The organism is Saccharomonospora xinjiangensis XJ-54 (genome assembly GCF_000258175.1).
GTDB classification, from domain to species: domain Bacteria; phylum Actinomycetota; class Actinomycetes; order Mycobacteriales; family Pseudonocardiaceae; genus Saccharomonospora; species Saccharomonospora xinjiangensis.
This window is the reverse complement of the sequence record NZ_JH636049.1, coordinates 1,860,714-1,876,387: the sequence shown is the minus strand read 5'-3', so window position 1 is coordinate 1,876,387 and position 15,674 is coordinate 1,860,714. Positions and strand designations below refer to the sequence as shown.

Sequence of the window (15,674 nt, the reverse complement as noted above, 5' to 3'; positions counted from 1 at the left end):
ACAGCGACAGCAGGGCGGCAGTGAGGAGGTGATCGCGTGAAGGGACTCGTCTCACCACTGGTGAAGCTCGGGATCTTCGTGATCACTACAGTGGTCTTCACCGCCATACTCGGCCTGAGCATCGCAGGCGTGAACACGTCGGACACCGACATCTACAAGGCGCGGTTCACCGACGCCACCTCGGTGCTCGCCGGTGACGACGTCCGCATCGCAGGAGTGCGAGTGGGCCAGGTGGCCGACGTCCGCATCGTCGATCGCAGGATCGCGGAGGTCGAGTTCGAACTCGACAGCGGCCGCACACTGCCGTCCAACGTCGTCGCCGTCATCAAGTTCCGCAACCTCGTCGGCCAGCGCTACATCTCGCTGGAACGCGGCGAAGGACCGCCGAGGGGCACGCTCGACGAAGGTGGAACGATCCCGCTCGAGAACACGCGCCCCGCCGTCGATCTCACCGAGTTGTTCAACGGCTTCAAGCCGCTGTTCCGCGCGCTGTCACCCGAGGACGTCAACACACTCTCCTACGAGATCGTCCGGGTACTCCAGGGCGAGGGCGGCACCGTGGAGAGCCTGCTAGCCCACACCGCGTCGCTCACCACCACACTCGCCGAGAAGGACAAGGTCATCGGCGAGGTGATCGACAACCTGAACCAGGTGCTGCACACGCTCAACGAACGCACCCCGCAGCTGTCCCAGCTCATCAGCAGGCTCCAGAAGTTCGTCTCGGGCCTCGCGAGCGACCGCGAACCCATCGGCGAGGCCATCGACTCCATCGGCGACCTCACCCAGACCACCGCAGGTCTGCTCGCGGAAGCCCGCGAGCCGCTGCGCGAGGACATCGACGCACTCGGCGAACTCGCAGGCAACCTCAACGACCACGAGGACGTCGTCGAGCACTTCATCCAATACCTGCCGAAGAAGGTGGATCGGCTGTCGTCCACAGCGGACTACGGCTCGTGGCTGAACTTCTTCCTGTGCGAAGCGAAAGGCAACATCACCATCACCGGCCTCGGCGACAAGCCGGTGTCGCTCCCGATGCTGCCTGCCAACCGGGATCGGTGCCTGTCATGACCAGTTTCTCCAAGCGCAACCCCGTGCCCATCGCACTCGTGGGGCTCACACTGATGCTGCTCGGCACGCTCGCCGCCCTCAATTCCGACGACCTGCCGCTGCTCGGCGGCGGCACCACCTACCGCGCCGAGTTCAGCGAGGCAGCCGGGTTGCGCACCGACGACGAGGTGCGTATCGCCGGGGTGAAGGTCGGCCAGGTTACGGACATCGAACTCGACGGTGCGAAGGTCCTGGTGTCCTTCAAGGTCTCCGACGCATGGCTCGGAGACCGCACAGCAGCCGAAATCAAGATAAAAACTCTGCTCGGCCAGAAGTATCTCTCCCTCGACCCCGTCGGCGAGAACACCCTCGACCCGAACGACACCATCCCGCTCGACCGCACCGCAGCGCCCTACGACGTGCTCGACGCGTTCCGCGACCTTTCGGAGACGGTGGACGAAATCGACGTCGATCAACTCGCGCAGAGCTTCGACGCGCTGTCCGAAACCTTCGCCGACACCCCCGACGACGTGCGCGGCGCGCTGGACGGGCTGTCGAAGCTGTCCGACACCATCGCCTCCCGCGACGCGCAGCTCGCAGAACTCCTCGACGGCACCCGCCAGGTCAGCCAGACCCTCGCCGACAGGGACGCCGAACTCGCCACCCTCATCGAGGACGGCAACGCGCTGCTGGAAGAGCTGTCGGCTCGCGAGGAGGCGATCCGCGCGATGCTGGACGGCACCCGCGAACTGTCGAGCCAGCTCCGCGGCCTCGTTGACGACAACGAAGAGCAACTCGACCCCGTACTCCGGCAACTCGACCAGCTCACCGACATGCTCGAACGCAACCAGGAATCGCTGTCGGAAGGCATCGCGAACTTCGCGCCGTTCGTCAGGGTCTTCAACAACACCATCGGCAACGGCCGCTGGTTCGACAACTACATCTGCGGCCTGCTCCTGCCGTCCATCGGCCCACTCAACGAAGAGGGGTGCAACGCGCGATGACCGGCACCCGGCTTTCACAGCAACTCGCCAGAGGCGTCACCGTCGCCTGTGTTCTCGGGCTCGTCGTGGCGGGAGCACTGTGGTGGACACTAAGGGACGCGAACTCCAAACACGTCACCGCCTACTTCACCGAGGCCATCGGCCTCTACGAGGGCAACAGCGTCCGCATCCTCGGCGTCGAGGTCGGCGAGGTGACGACCATCCAGCCGGAAGGCGACCGTGTCAGGGTCGAGATGACCTACGACCGCCGGTTCGCCGTCCCCGCCGACGCAGGCGCCGTCCTCGTCGCGCCATCGCTGGTCTCCGATCGCTACGTGCAGCTCACCCCCGCCTACACCGGAGGGGAGGAACTCGCCGACGGCGCGGTCGTCCCACTCTCCCGCACAGCCGTGCCGCTGGAGATCGACGAACTCGGTGAGAGCCTCAGCCGGGTCTCCGAGGCGCTCGGGCCGAACGGAGCCAACGCGGACGGTTCCCTCTCCGACCTGCTCGACACCGCGGCAGCCAACCTCGACGGCAACGGCAAGGCCCTGCACGACTCCATCACCAAACTGGGCAAGGCTGCCGGAACACTGTCAGGCAACTCGGAAGACCTCTTCGTCACGGTCGAGAACCTCGCCACACTCTCCGGCACCCTCGCGGCCAGCGATGACGAGGTACGGCGGTTCGAGCGGCAACTCGCCGACGTCAGCGACTTCCTCGCGGCCGAACGCGACAACCTCGCCGCGACGGTCTCCGAACTCGGGACCACGCTCGGCACCGTTGACGAGTTCATCAACGCCAACCGGGAGCGCGTGAAGTCCAACGTCGGCAAGCTCGCCGACATCACAGCGGTCCTGGTCGAACAACGCGCGGCACTCGCCGAGACACTCGACATCGCACCTCTCGCGCTCGGCAACCTCGCCAACACCTACAACGGCGCATCCGGCACCCTCGACGCCCGTCCCAACATGAACGAACTCACCGAACCGCCGATCCTCATGGTCTGCAACCTGCTCAGGCAGACACCCGAAGCACTCGACGCGCTGGGCAACCTCTGCGCGGACGTCGCAGGCGTCCTCGAAGGAGCAGTGGAACTGCCGTCACTGGCGGAATCGGTGAACGCGCTCAACAAGGGCAAGCTACCGCCGCTGCCCCTGCCGCTCGTCGGCCAGATCACCGGCACGGGAGGGCAACGATGAGGCCGATCCGCACAGTTCTCGCCACAGCCTGCGCCGCCACACTCTTCGTGACCGCAGGATGCAGTGGATTCGAAGGCGTCCACGACGTCCCACTTCCCGGCGGCGCGGACCTCGGCGACGACCCCTACACCGTGCGCGTGCACTTCCGCGACGTCCTCGACCTCGTCCCGAAGGCCGGAGTGCGCGTCGGCGAGGTACCGGTCGGCACCGTCGAGGAGGTCGGACTCGCCGAAGACGGGTGGACGGCCGAGGTCGTCGTCACGATCAACGGCGACGTCGAACTGCCCAAGGGCGCCATCGCCAACCTGCGCCAGTCGAGCCTGCTCGGCGAGAAGTACGTCGAACTCGCCGCGCCCTCCGAGACCGAGGCAGGACCGGCAGGGGCAGCGGGACGGCTCGCAGACGGCGACCTCATCCCGGTCGAACGCACCAACCGCAGCGTCGAGGTCGAGGAAGTCCTCGGCGCGCTGTCCATGCTCCTCAACGGCGGCGGCGTCGAACAACTCAACACCATCACCGAGGAACTCGGTGCCGCACTGCACGGCAACGCGCCCGACCTCAAGGCGCTGTTGCACAACGCCGAGGAACTCGTGCGGGCGCTCGACGAGCAGTCCGGCGACATCACCGCGGCCCTCGACGGGCTCAACCGGCTGTCGTCCACCCTCAACTCCCAGCGCGACAAGATCGCCGTCGCCGTCACCGACCTCGGTCCCGGCCTTGAAGTCCTCGAACGCCAGCGTGACCAGCTCGTTGACATGCTCAACGCGCTCGACGGGCTCTCCGAGGTCGCCGTCGAGACGGTCAACGCGGGCCAGGAGGACCTCGTGGCCAACCTCGAAGCCCTGCTGCCCACACTCCGGAAGCTGGGAGAGGCCGGGTCCGACCTGCCCAACGCCCTCGAACTGATGCTCACCTACCCGTTCACCGACGCGGCCGCCGAGGGCGTCAAGGGCGACTACATGAATCTCTACCTCGAACTCGACCTGAACTTGAAGGAGATCCTCGCGAACATCGGCCGGAGCAGGCAGAACCCGCTGGGTGGCGTTCCGGTCGTCGGAGATCTCACCCAGCCCCGCGAGACCGACCCCGGCGACACTTCCTCGATGCTGCCGCTGCCGGGCGAGGACGGCTACGGCGAGCAAGGAACCGGCGACAGCGACCTCGGCGGGCTGCTCGACGACATCGTGGGAGGCGGTCGCTGATGCTCGTTCGAAAGACCAAGATCCAGCTGGTCGCCTTCCTCGTCATCTCGGTACTGGCGATCGGCTACGCCCTCGTGCGGTTCACCGACATCGAGAAGACGTTCGGCTCCGGCGGCTACACCGTGCACCTCCAGATGTCCGAATCCGGGGGCATCTTCACCGGAGCCGAGGTGACCTACCGCGGCTACAACATCGGCGAGGTCGGGCCGCTCACCCTCACCCACGACGGGCTCTCGGCCGCACTGCTCATCGAACCCGACGCGCCGGCCGTGCCACGGAAACTGCACGCCGCCATCGCCAACCGGTCCGCGGTCGGGGAGCAGTACGTCGATCTGAGGCCGGTCACGGACGACGGCCCCTACCTCGAAGACGGCGACGTCATCCCGGCAGACGACGTCAGCACCCCCGTCCCGGCTCAGGACCTCATCACCGATCTCGACGCCCTCGCCTCCTCGGTACCGACCGACTCGCTGCGCACGGTCGTTGACGAGTCCTACGAGGCATTCCACGGCACCGGCCGCCACCTCCAGACGCTGCTGGACACCACAGGTGAATTCACCCGAGTGGCAAGGGAATACCTGCCGCAGACCGTGCGGCTGCTCGAAGACGGCACCACGGTGCTGCGCACCCAGAACGACCTGAGCACCCACATGCGGTCGTTCAGCGCCGACCTCAAGGACCTGTCGCAGACGCTCAGGGACTCCGACGGCGACCTCCGCCGCCTGATCGAAACCGCACCCGGCGCGGCCACCACCGTCAGGGAGGTACTCGCCGAGTCGGGCCCCGACCTGAGCACGCTGGTGGCCAACCTCCTGACCACGTCGAACGTCCTCGTCACCCGGCTCGATGGGCTGGAACAGGCATTCGTCACCTATCCACTCGTCGCGGCAGGCGCCTACAGCGTGACCCCAGGCGACGGCACAGCCCACCTCGGGATGGTGCTCAACCTGTTCAACCCTCCCGCTTGCACCAAGGGCTACCGCCCGCCGGAGGAATACCGGCCGGGCAACGAGACCAGCGAGCGTGAGCCCTACGCCGACGCCTACTGCGCGGAACCCACGGGAAGCCCCATCGCGGTGCGCGGATCGCAGAACGCGCCGTTCAACGGCGTCCCCGTCGCGCCGACCGAGCAGCAGGTCCGAGATAACAGCAACCGCGACTCCGAACAGCTCGCATCGCTGCGGCGCGGTGCTCTCGGGCTCGCGGGCAGCGAAGGGCTGTCGATCACCAGCCTGAGGCAACTCGTCGGACTGGAGGACTGACGCGGCAGGCAGGTACGACTCAGCCCGACGACACCCACCCCGACCTAGTCTGGAGCGCCATGAGTTCGGACGAGCAAAGCCCGGAACCGGACGAGGAGCGAACCCGCCCGGCAACCGCCGAGCACGAGGACAGCGAGACCGGAACCGAGCAGAGAACCGGAACCGAGCAGAGAACCGCAAACGGGCAAGAAGCCGGAGCGGGAGCCGAAGCCGCGACGGAGCCGGAAGACCGCACCGCCGACGCGGGCGAGCCGGGAGAAGCCGGTGACGAAGCCCGGCCCGCGCGGTCGGGGCCACCCAGGCCCTTCGTGTTCGTGGCCGCGGCACTCGCGTCGGCCTCACTCGTGGTCGCCATCGTGTTCGGCGTGCAGTGGCAGAGCGCCGCGAGCAGCGACGACGTGCGCATCGCCGAGTCCCGCGAAGCCGTCGTGGCCGCGGTCGGCAAGGCAGTTGTGGCGTTCACGGGCCTCGACTCGGCGAACCCCGGTGAGTACTTCCGCAGGCAGAAGGACATCGCGACGGGCGACCTGCTCGAGGAGATCTCGCGGACCGAGCAGGAGTACCGCGAGCCCATCAGCAAGGCCAAGACCAAGGTGGATTCCAGGGTCGCCGACGTCGCCGTCGAGGAACTCAACGTCCACGAGGGCAAGGCACTCGCACTGGCCGTCGTGGAACTCACCGTCACGCAGGAGAAGGGCAGCGGCACCAAGACCCTGCGGATGCAGTTGCGGATGGAACGCGCCCCCGGCGACTCCTCGGAGCAGTCGTGGAAGGTGGCAGGCATCTCGCCGGTGGACTACGGCGCCAGCGGCTGACCCGCGATCCTTCTTGCCCGAGCTGCCGCACGACCAGTCAGGAGATCCCCCGATGCCATCCTCCCGGCGCCGGATTCCCGGCGCGCTCCCGCCCTCACCGACCCGCCGCCCCAGGGTCGCGGGTCTGCGAAAGCCGTCTCCGACCAAGCGTGTCCCCGAGCACACCGACAGCGGCACCGGAACCGCGCAGCGGGCGGACGAGCCCGCGACCCCGGAGAACGGGAAGGCAACAGCCGAGGCGACCGAGACGGTCGAGGCAGCGGAGGTGGACACCCCGCGACCCGCATCGGCGGCGGCATCCGGGACTCCGGAAGCCGAAGTGACCCAGACCGAGCCGACCGAGCCGACCGAGACGACCACGGCGACCACGACCGAGGCGACCACGACCGAGCCGACCACGACCGACCCGACCGAGGCCGGAACTACCGGGCCTGAGGAGACGGGGCCAGCGGCGACCACGACCGAGGCGACCACGACCGAGCCGCCCGAGGCGACCGGGCCCGAGGCATCGGGTACCGAGCGGGCTCCGGCGAGGAAGGTAGTACGCGACCGTCCGAGCCCGAGGCCCAAGGCGCGCGACAGGGGCACGCGGCGGCCCGTCAATGCCAGTGAGGTCGATCTTCCCGTTTCCGGGTCCGGCGACTCGGGCCGCGATCGGGCTGGACACGGCGAGCCGCGCGAGACCACCGGAGGGCGCCCTGCCGGCTACCCCGTCCTGGTGGCCCTGCTCGTGGCCACACTGGTCCTGTCGGGCCTGGCGGTGTTCTTCAAGATCAGGCACAGCGAGGCCACGAGCGTGGCGGCCAACACGGCGCTGGTGGACGTCGCCACGACAGCGGAGGTCAAGCAGGCGATGGAGGACGCGGCCCAGCGGCTGTTCTCGGTGAACTACCAGGACATGGGCGCCACCGACAAGGCGGCGGAGCGCTTCCTCGCAGGTGACGAGGTCCGGGGAACCTACAACGCCTTGATGGGCGACTACCGCGAGCAGGCGGCGAAGCAGAAGATCGTCGTCACCACCACGGCGGTTCGCAGCGCGGTGGTGTCCCTCAGCGACGACAGGGCCAAGGTCATGGTCTACGTTGATCAAGTGGCGACCCGCGCGGGCAACGAGAAGCCGATGGGCGGCCCTGCCGCCATGTGGTTCGAGGCCGAGCGGCGGGACGGCGCGTGGAAGGTGGCCGACCTGAACGTCTACGGTTCAACGGGAACCGGCACTCGATCGGGCGCGGCGCCGACCGACTCGGAACCGACATCGTCGCAGGCTGGAGATTCGACGGAGGGTAACTGACGCTGCGCCAACCGGTGGTGAACCGCTGATCGACGCTTGACTCAGAGTCTTCGGGGGTTCACGCTTACAGGCAACACGGAAGCCGCCTTGCGGGAGGCGGACCGGGACATGAGAAGGAGAGGTAAAGCGCGAGGCTGGGCCTCGATCGGCGATCGAATGTCAAGCCATCGAGTGTGTCCCCTCGACAACTCTCCTGTTGCGGGCTAGACTGCTTCTTTGCGCTGCCCACTTTCAGGCTGCCCACGTGCGGTAGCTAGGATGGTCGGCAACACCGCACCCTTGACAGTCCGCGTTACGAGTTGCTAGCGCGGCTGCTCAACCAGCTATGTCCCCGGAAGGACGCATCTTGGCAGTCTCTCCCGCGAACCAGGCCACTGCTGCGACCAACTCTATTCGACCGTCAACGGGTGTTCCAGGAGCACCGAAGCGAGTCTCTTTCGGGGAGATTCGCGAGCCGCTTGACACCCCGCACCTTCTCGATGTGCAGATCCGGTCGTTCGAATGGTTCACCGGTTCGGAGGCGTGGTACGAACGCGCCGTCAACGAGGGCGACGAGAACCCGGTCGGTGGTCTCGAGGAGGTCCTGAACGAGATCTCCCCGATCGAGGACTTCTCCGGCTCGATGTCCCTGTCCTTCTCCGACCCGCGCTTCGACGAGGTCAAGGCCTCCGTCGAGGAGTGCAAGGACAAGGACATGACCTACGCGGCGCCGCTGTTCGTCACCGCCGAGTTCGTCAACAACAACACCGGTGAGATCAAGAGCCAGACGGTCTTCATGGGCGACTTCCCCGTGATGACCGACAAGGGCACGTTCATCATCAACGGCACCGAGCGTGTCGTGGTGTCGCAGCTCGTCCGCTCTCCCGGCGTGTACTTCGACCAGGCCGTGGATAAGTCCACGGACAAGGACGTCTTCAGCGTCAAGATCATTCCGAGCCGCGGTGCGTGGCTCGAGTTCGACGTCGATAAGCGCGACACCGTGGGTGTGCGGATCGACCGCAAGCGACGTCAGCCCGTCACGGTGCTGCTGAAGGCTCTCGGCTGGACGACCGAGCAGATCCGCGAGCGCTTCTCCTTCTCCGAGACGCTGCTCGCGACCCTGGAGAAGGACCACACGGCAGGCCAGGACGAGGCACTGCTCGACATCCACAGGAAGCTGCGGCCGGGTGAGCCTCCGACGAAGGAGAGCGCGCAGGCCCTCGTGGAGAACCTCTTCTTCAAGGACAAGCGCTACGACCTGGCCAAGGTCGGTCGCTACAAGGTCAACAAGAAGCTCGGTCTCAAGCTCCCCTACGACCACGGCACCCTCACCGAGGAAGACATCGTCACCACGGTCGAGTACCTGGTCCGCCTGCACGCGGGCGAGGAGACGATGCGTTCCGGCGACGTCGAGGTGCCCGTCGAGATCGACGACATCGACCACTTCGGCAACCGCCGCATCCGCACCGTCGGCGAGCTGATCCAGAACCAGATCAGGGTCGGTCTCTCCCGCATGGAGCGCGTGGTGCGCGAGCGGATGACCACCCAGGACGTCGAGGCCATCACGCCGCAGACGCTGATCAACATCCGCCCTGTCGTGGCAGCGATCAGGGAGTTCTTCGGAACTTCGCAGCTGTCGCAGTTCATGGACCAGAACAACCCGCTGTCGGGCCTGACCCACAAGCGCCGCCTCAACGCGCTCGGCCCCGGCGGTCTCTCCCGTGAGCGCGCAGGCATGGACGTCCGAGACGTGCACCCGAGCCACTACGGCCGGATGTGCCCGATCGAGACGCCGGAAGGCCCGAACATCGGTCTGATCGGCTCACTCGCCTCCTACGCCAGGGTTAACCCGTTCGGGTTCATCGAAACCCCGTATCGGAAGGTCGTCGAGGGCAAGGTCACCGACGAGGTGCACTACCTGACCGCCGACGAGGAGGACCGCTTCGTCAAGGCACAGGCCAACGCGCCGCTGACCGAGGACGGCCACTTCGCGGAGGATCAGGTCCTCGGCAGGAGGAAGGGCGGCGAGGTCGAGCTGCTCGACCCCATGGAGATCGACTACATGGACGTCTCGCCTCGGCAGATGGTGTCCGTGGCGACCGCCATGATCCCGTTCCTCGAGCACGACGACGCCAACCGCGCACTCATGGGTGCCAACATGCAGCGTCAGGCTGTGCCGCTGCTGCGCAGCGAGTCGCCGCTGGTCGGGACAGGCGTCGAGCTGGCAGCAGCCGTCGATGCGGGTGACGTCGTCGTCGCCGAGGAGGCAGGCGTCGTCGAGGAGCTGTCCGCCGACATGATCACGATCATGCAGGACGACGGCACCCGGCGCGGCTACGGCCTCTACAAGTTCCGCCGGACCAACGCGGGCACCTGCTTCAACCACCGGCCGATCGTCAACGAGGGCGACCGCGTCGAGAAAGGCCAGGTCCTCGCCGACGGTCCCTCGACGGACAAGGGCGAGATGGCCCTCGGCAAGAACCTCCTCGTGGCGGTCATGCCGTGGGAGGGCCACAACTACGAAGACGCCATCGTCATCTCGCAGCGGCTCGTGCAGGACGACGTGCTCACGTCGATCCACATCGAGGAGCACGAGATCGACGCCCGCGACACCAAGCTGGGCGCCGAGGAGATCACCCGCGACATCCCGAACGTGTCGGAGGACGTGCTCGCCGACCTCGATGAGCGCGGCATCGTCCGCATCGGTGCCGAGGTTCGCGACGGCGACATCCTGGTCGGCAAGGTCACGCCGAAGGGCGAGACGGAGCTGACCCCCGAGGAGCGCCTGCTCCGCGCGATCTTCGGTGAGAAGGCGCGCGAGGTGCGCGACACGTCGCTGAAGGTGCCGCACGGCGAGACCGGCAAGGTCATCGGCGTCCGGGTCTTCTCCCGCGAGGACGACGACGAGCTGCCCCCTGGCGTCAACGAGCTCGTCCGCGTCTACGTCGCGAAGAAGAGCAAGATCCAGGACGGCGACAAGCTCGCGGGCCGTCACGGCAACAAGGGCGTCATCGGCAAGATCCTCCCCGCCGAGGACATGCCGTTCCTCGAGGACGGCACCCCGGTGGACATCGTGCTGAACACCCACGGTGTTCCGCGCCGTATGAACATCGGGCAGATCCTCGAACTGCACCTCGGGTGGCTCGCGTCCCAGGGCTGGAAGGTCGAGGGCAACCCCGAGTGGGCGAAGAACCTCACCGAGGAGCTGATGGACGTCGAGCCGGGCACGAACACCGCGACGCCGGTGTTCGACGGCGCGAGGGAGCACGAGCTGACGGGGCTGCTCGGGTGTGCCAAGCCCAACCGCGACGGCGACCGCCTCGTCGGCGAGGACGGCAAGGCCACGCTGCTCGACGGTCGCACGGGTGAGCCGTTCCCGTACCCGGTCGCGGTCGGCTACATGTACATCCTGAAGCTGCACCACATGGTGGACGACAAGATCCACGCTCGTTCCACCGGCCCGTACTCGATGATCACGCAGCAGCCTCTCGGTGGTAAGGCGCAGTTCGGTGGTCAGCGCTTCGGTGAAATGGAGTGCTGGGCCATGCAGGCGTACGGCGCCGCCTACACCCTCCAGGAGCTGCTCACGATCAAGTCCGACGACGTGCTCGGCAGGGTGAAGGTCTACGAGGCCATCGTCAAGGGCGAGAACATGCCGTCGCCGGGCATCCCGGAGTCGTTCAAGGTGCTGCTGAAGGAACTTCAGTCGCTGTGCTTGAACGTCGAGGTGCTCTCCACCGACGGGGCCGCCATCGAGATGCGCGACTCCGACGACGAGGACCTCGAACGCGCTGCCGCCAACCTCGGCATCAACCTGTCCCGCAACGAGTCGCCCTCCGTGGACGACGTCGTGCAATGACCCAGCCGCCCGGTGGGGTCCGAACACCACTGGACCCCACCGGGTAGCCGAACCCCTCTAACCGATGGGGTCGGGAAAGCACCCCGGACCCCCGAGAAGAACCCCAAGGGGATGCAAGAACGTGCTGGACGTCAATTTCTTCGATGAGCTCCGGATCGGTCTCGCGACGGCCGACGACATCCGCCAGTGGTCCTACGGCGAGGTCAAGAAGCCGGAGACCATCAACTACCGCACGCTCAAGCCGGAGAAGGACGGGCTCTTCTGCGAGAAGATCTTCGGGCCCACCCGCGACTGGGAGTGCTACTGCGGCAAGTACAAGCGCGTCCGCTTCAAGGGCATCATCTGTGAGCGCTGTGGTGTCGAGGTCACCCGCGCCAAGGTGCGTCGTGAGCGGATGGGCCACATCGAACTGGCCGCGCCCGTCACCCACATCTGGTACTTCAAGGGTGTTCCCTCGCGCCTTGGTTACCTGCTCGACCTGGCGCCGAAGGACCTCGAAAAGATCATTTACTTCGCCGCGTACGTCATCACCGGCGTGAACACCGAGCTGCGGCACAACGACCTCCCGACGCTGGAGAACGAGATCAGCGTCGAGCGGAAGACCATCGAGGCCCGCCGCGACGCGGACATCGAGCAGCGCGCGCAGAAGCTCGAAGCCGACCTCGCGGAGCTGGAGGCCGAGGGCGCCAAGGCCGACGTTCGCCGCAAGGTGAAGGAGGGCGGCGAGCGCGAGATGCGGCAGATCCGCGACCGCGCGCAGCGGGAGCTGGATCGCCTCGAGGAGGTCTGGACGACCTTCACCAAGCTGGAGCCGCGCCAGCTCGTCGTCGATGAGCAGCTCTACCGCGAGCTGTACGACCGATACGGCGAGTACTTCACCGGCGGCATGGGCGCTGAGGCGATCCAGAAGCTGGCCAGCGAGTTCGACGTGGACGCCGAGGCCGAGTCGCTTCGCGAGACCATCCGCAGCGGCAAGGGCCAGAAGAAGCTGCGCGCGCTCAAGCGGCTGAAGGTCGTCGCGGCGTTCCAGGCGACAGGCAACGACCCACGTGGCATGGTGCTCGACGCCATCCCCGTGATCCCTCCGGAGCTGCGTCCGATGGTGCAGCTCGACGGTGGCCGCTTCGCCACGTCCGACCTCAACGACCTGTACCGGCGCGTCATCAACCGCAACAATCGCCTCAAGCGACTGATCGACCTCGGCGCTCCCGAGATCATCGTCAACAACGAGAAGCGCATGCTTCAGGAGGCTGTTGACGCGCTGTTCGACAACGGTCGCCGCGGTCGTCCGGTGACGGGGCCGGGCAACCGTCCGCTGAAGTCGCTGTCCGATCTGCTCAAGGGCAAGCAGGGCCGTTTCCGTCAGAACCTGCTCGGTAAGCGCGTTGACTACTCCGGCCGTTCGGTCATCATCGTCGGCCCGCAGTTGAAGCTGCACCAGTGTGGTCTGCCCAAGGACATGGCGCTCGAGCTGTTCAAGCCGTTCGTCATGAAGCGGCTTGTCGATCTCAACCACGCGCAGAACATCAAGTCCGCGAAGCGGATGGTCGAGCGCGCCCGCCCGCAGGTGTGGGACGTGCTGGAAGAGGTCATCAACGGCCACCCCGTGCTGCTCAACCGTGCTCCCACGCTGCACCGCCTCGGTATTCAGGCGTTCGAGCCGCAGCTCGTGGAAGGCAAGGCCATCCAGCTGCACCCGCTCGTGTGTGAGGCGTTCAACGCCGACTTCGACGGTGACCAGATGGCGGTGCACCTGCCGCTGTCGGCCGAGGCACAGGCCGAGGCACGCATCCTGATGCTGTCGGCGAACAACATCCTCTCGCCCGCGTCGGGTCGTCCGCTCGCCATGCCGCGACTGGACATGGTGACCGGGCTGTTCCACCTCACGAGGCTCGACGAGAACGCGAAGGGTGCGGGCACGGCGTACTCGTCGCCCGCCGAGGCGGTCATGGCCTACGACCGTAAGCAGCTTTCGCTGCACGCCCCTGTGAAGATCCGCATCCGCGACCGGCAGCCGAACAAGGAGCAGGAAGCGGCTCTGCGCGAGAAGGGATGGGAGCCGGGCCAGTCGTGGCTCGCCGAGACCACCCTCGGCCGTGTGCTGTTCAACGACCTGCTGCCCGCGGACTATCCGTTCATCAACGAGCCGCTGCCGAAGAAGCGGCAGGCCGCGATCGTCAACGATCTCGCGGAGCGGTACTCCATGACGCAGGTCGCGCAGACGCTCGACGGGCTCAAGGACGCCGGTTTCCACTGGGCCACCCGCTCCGGTGTCACGGTGGCGATCTCCGACGTCCAGGTTCCGCCGCAGAAGAAGGAGATCCTCGACCAGTACGAGGCAAGGGCCGCCCAGGTGGAGAAGCGCTACCAGCGCGGTCAGCTCTCCCACACCGAGCGGAACAACGAACTCGTCAAGGTGTGGGGCCAGGCGACGGAGGACGTCGCCAAGGCCATGGAGGACAACCTCTCCGACGACAACCCGATCGCGATGATCGTGAAGTCCGGTGCGGCAGGCAACATGACCCAGGTGCGGTCGCTGGCCGGTATGCGTGGTCTGGTGTCCAACCCCAAGGGTGAGTACATCCCCCGGCCGATCAAGTCCAACTTCCGTGAGGGACTGTCGGTGGCGGAGTACTTCATCGCCACGCACGGTGCCCGTAAGGGGCTGGCCGACACCGCGCTGCGTACCGCCGACTCGGGGTACCTGACCCGTCGTCTGGTGGACGTGTCGCAGGACGTCATCGTGCGCGAGACCGACTGCGGCACCGGCAGGGGCATCATGATGACCGTCGGGGACGAGCTGCCCGACGGCCGCTTGGTGCGCGCCGAGCACGTGGAGACCAGCGTCTACGCCCGCAACCTCGCCGTTGACGCGGTGGACGCGCAGGGCAACGTGGTGCTGAACGCGGGTGACGACCTCGGTGACCCCGCTATCGAGCGGCTCATCCAGGCAGGCATCAGCAGGGTCAAGGTTCGCAGCGTGCTGACCTGCGAGTCGGCCATGGGCGTGTGCGCCACCTGCTACGGCCGCTCGATGGCCACCGGCAAGCTGGTGGACGTCGGCGAGGCCGTCGGTATCGTCGCAGCCCAGTCGATCGGTGAGCCCGGTACGCAGCTGACGATGCGTACGTTCCACCAGGGTGGTGTCGCCGGTGACGACATCACCACGGGTCTGCCCCGTGTGACCGAGCTGTTCGAGGCCCGCGTGCCGAAGGGCAAGGCGCCCATCGCCGACGTGGACGGCCGCGTGCGCATCGAGGAGACCGAGCGGTTCTGGAAGATCACGCTCATCCCGGACGACGGCAGCGAGGAGATCGTCTTCGACAAGCTGTCGAAGCGGCAGCGGCTCGCGATCACGCCCGACGGCCCGCTGGCCGACGGCGACCACGTCAAGGTCGGTCAGCCGTTGCTGGAAGGCACGCCGGACCCGCACGAGGTGCTGCGTGTGATGGGCCCCCGCGAGGCGCAGATGCACCTCGTGGACGAGGTCCAGAAGGTGTACCGCGCGCAGGGTGTGTCCATCCACGACAAGCACATCGAGGTCATCGTGCGGCAGATGCTGCGCCGCGTGACGATCATCGACTCCGGTTCGACCGAGTTCCTGCCAGGCGAGCTGCCCGAGCGCACCAAGTTCGAGCACGTCAACCGGCAGGCGGTTGCCGAGGGTGGCGAGCCGGCCTCCGGCCGCCCCGTGCTGATGGGCATCACGAAGGCGTCGCTGACCACCGACTCGTGGTTGTCGGCTGCCTCGTTCCAGGAGACGACGCGCGTGCTCACGGACGCGGCCATCAACGGTCGCAGTGACTCGCTGATCGGCCTCAAGGAGAACGTGATCATCGGTAAGTTGATCCCGGCAGGTACGGGCATCAACCGGTACCGCAACATCCAGGTGCAGCCGACCGAGGAGGCCAGGGTCGCCGCGTACGCGATCCCGTCCTACGACGACGGCTACTACACGCCTGACGTGTTCGGCACCGGGACCGGTGCGGCTGTCCCGCTGGACGACTACGACTTCGGTCGCGACTTCCGGTAGG

General features: G+C 66.9%; 9 protein-coding genes. All 9 read left to right on the top strand.

The genetic code is table 11. The annotated features are described in order from the left end of the window. Window positions 1-36 precede the first annotated feature (36 nt). Complete coding sequence (locus SACXIDRAFT_RS07980) at window positions 37-1,068, top strand: MCE family protein (protein WP_006238039.1); 1,032 nt, start codon at window positions 37-39, stop codon at window positions 1,066-1,068. Beyond that, window positions 1,065-2,051, top strand: coding sequence for an MCE family protein (locus SACXIDRAFT_RS07975; RefSeq protein WP_006238038.1), 987 nt, complete (start codon window positions 1,065-1,067; stop codon window positions 2,049-2,051). Before SACXIDRAFT_RS07980 ends, SACXIDRAFT_RS07975 begins: the two co-directional genes overlap by 4 nt. After that, window positions 2,048-3,232, top strand: a complete 1,185-nt coding sequence (locus SACXIDRAFT_RS07970; RefSeq protein WP_006238037.1) for an MCE family protein — start codon at window positions 2,048-2,050, stop codon at window positions 3,230-3,232. The genes SACXIDRAFT_RS07975 and SACXIDRAFT_RS07970 overlap by 4 nt, the downstream gene beginning before the upstream one ends. Next, window positions 3,229-4,434 carry an MCE family protein gene (locus SACXIDRAFT_RS07965; RefSeq protein ID WP_006238036.1) on the top strand — a complete coding sequence of 402 codons (1,206 nt, stop codon included), beginning with the start codon at window positions 3,229-3,231 and terminating at the stop codon, window positions 4,432-4,434. The genes SACXIDRAFT_RS07970 and SACXIDRAFT_RS07965 overlap by 4 nt, the downstream gene beginning before the upstream one ends. Next, the gene (locus tag SACXIDRAFT_RS07960) at window positions 4,434-5,696 is read left to right on the top strand and encodes an MCE family protein (protein WP_006238035.1); all 1,263 of its coding nucleotides are present in this window, start codon (window positions 4,434-4,436) and stop codon (window positions 5,694-5,696) included. The genes SACXIDRAFT_RS07965 and SACXIDRAFT_RS07960 overlap by 1 nt, the downstream gene beginning before the upstream one ends. Before the next feature lie 59 nt (window positions 5,697-5,755). Next, window positions 5,756-6,511: a hypothetical protein gene (locus SACXIDRAFT_RS07955; RefSeq protein ID WP_006238034.1), complete on the top strand. Its 756-nt coding sequence runs from the start codon at window positions 5,756-5,758 to the stop codon at window positions 6,509-6,511. Between the two features lie 52 nt (window positions 6,512-6,563). Then, window positions 6,564-7,802 (top strand): hypothetical protein, encoded by a 1,239-nt coding sequence (locus SACXIDRAFT_RS07950; RefSeq protein WP_006238033.1) that lies wholly within the window; start codon window positions 6,564-6,566, stop codon window positions 7,800-7,802. Between the two features lie 346 nt (window positions 7,803-8,148). Next, complete coding sequence (gene rpoB, locus SACXIDRAFT_RS07945; protein WP_006238032.1) at window positions 8,149-11,640, top strand: DNA-directed RNA polymerase subunit beta; 3,492 nt, start codon at window positions 8,149-8,151, stop codon at window positions 11,638-11,640. 121 nt (window positions 11,641-11,761) lie between these two features. Then, window positions 11,762-15,673, top strand: coding sequence for a DNA-directed RNA polymerase subunit beta' (locus SACXIDRAFT_RS07940; RefSeq protein ID WP_006238031.1), 3,912 nt, complete (start codon window positions 11,762-11,764; stop codon window positions 15,671-15,673). Window position 15,674: the final 1 nt, after the last annotated feature.

Coding starts and splice junctions, on each gene's coding strand:
- SACXIDRAFT_RS07975 (WP_006238038.1), top strand. CDS start 1,065: ATGACCAGTTTCTCCAAGCGCAACCCCGTGCCCATCGCACTCGTGGGG.
- SACXIDRAFT_RS07970 (WP_006238037.1), top strand. CDS start 2,048: ATGACCGGCACCCGGCTTTCACAGCAACTCGCCAGAGGCGTCACCGTC.
- SACXIDRAFT_RS07965 (WP_006238036.1), top strand. CDS start 3,229: ATGAGGCCGATCCGCACAGTTCTCGCCACAGCCTGCGCCGCCACACTC.
- SACXIDRAFT_RS07960 (WP_006238035.1), top strand. CDS start 4,434: ATGCTCGTTCGAAAGACCAAGATCCAGCTGGTCGCCTTCCTCGTCATC.
- SACXIDRAFT_RS07955 (WP_006238034.1), top strand. CDS start 5,756: ATGAGTTCGGACGAGCAAAGCCCGGAACCGGACGAGGAGCGAACCCGC.
- SACXIDRAFT_RS07950 (WP_006238033.1), top strand. CDS start 6,564: ATGCCATCCTCCCGGCGCCGGATTCCCGGCGCGCTCCCGCCCTCACCG.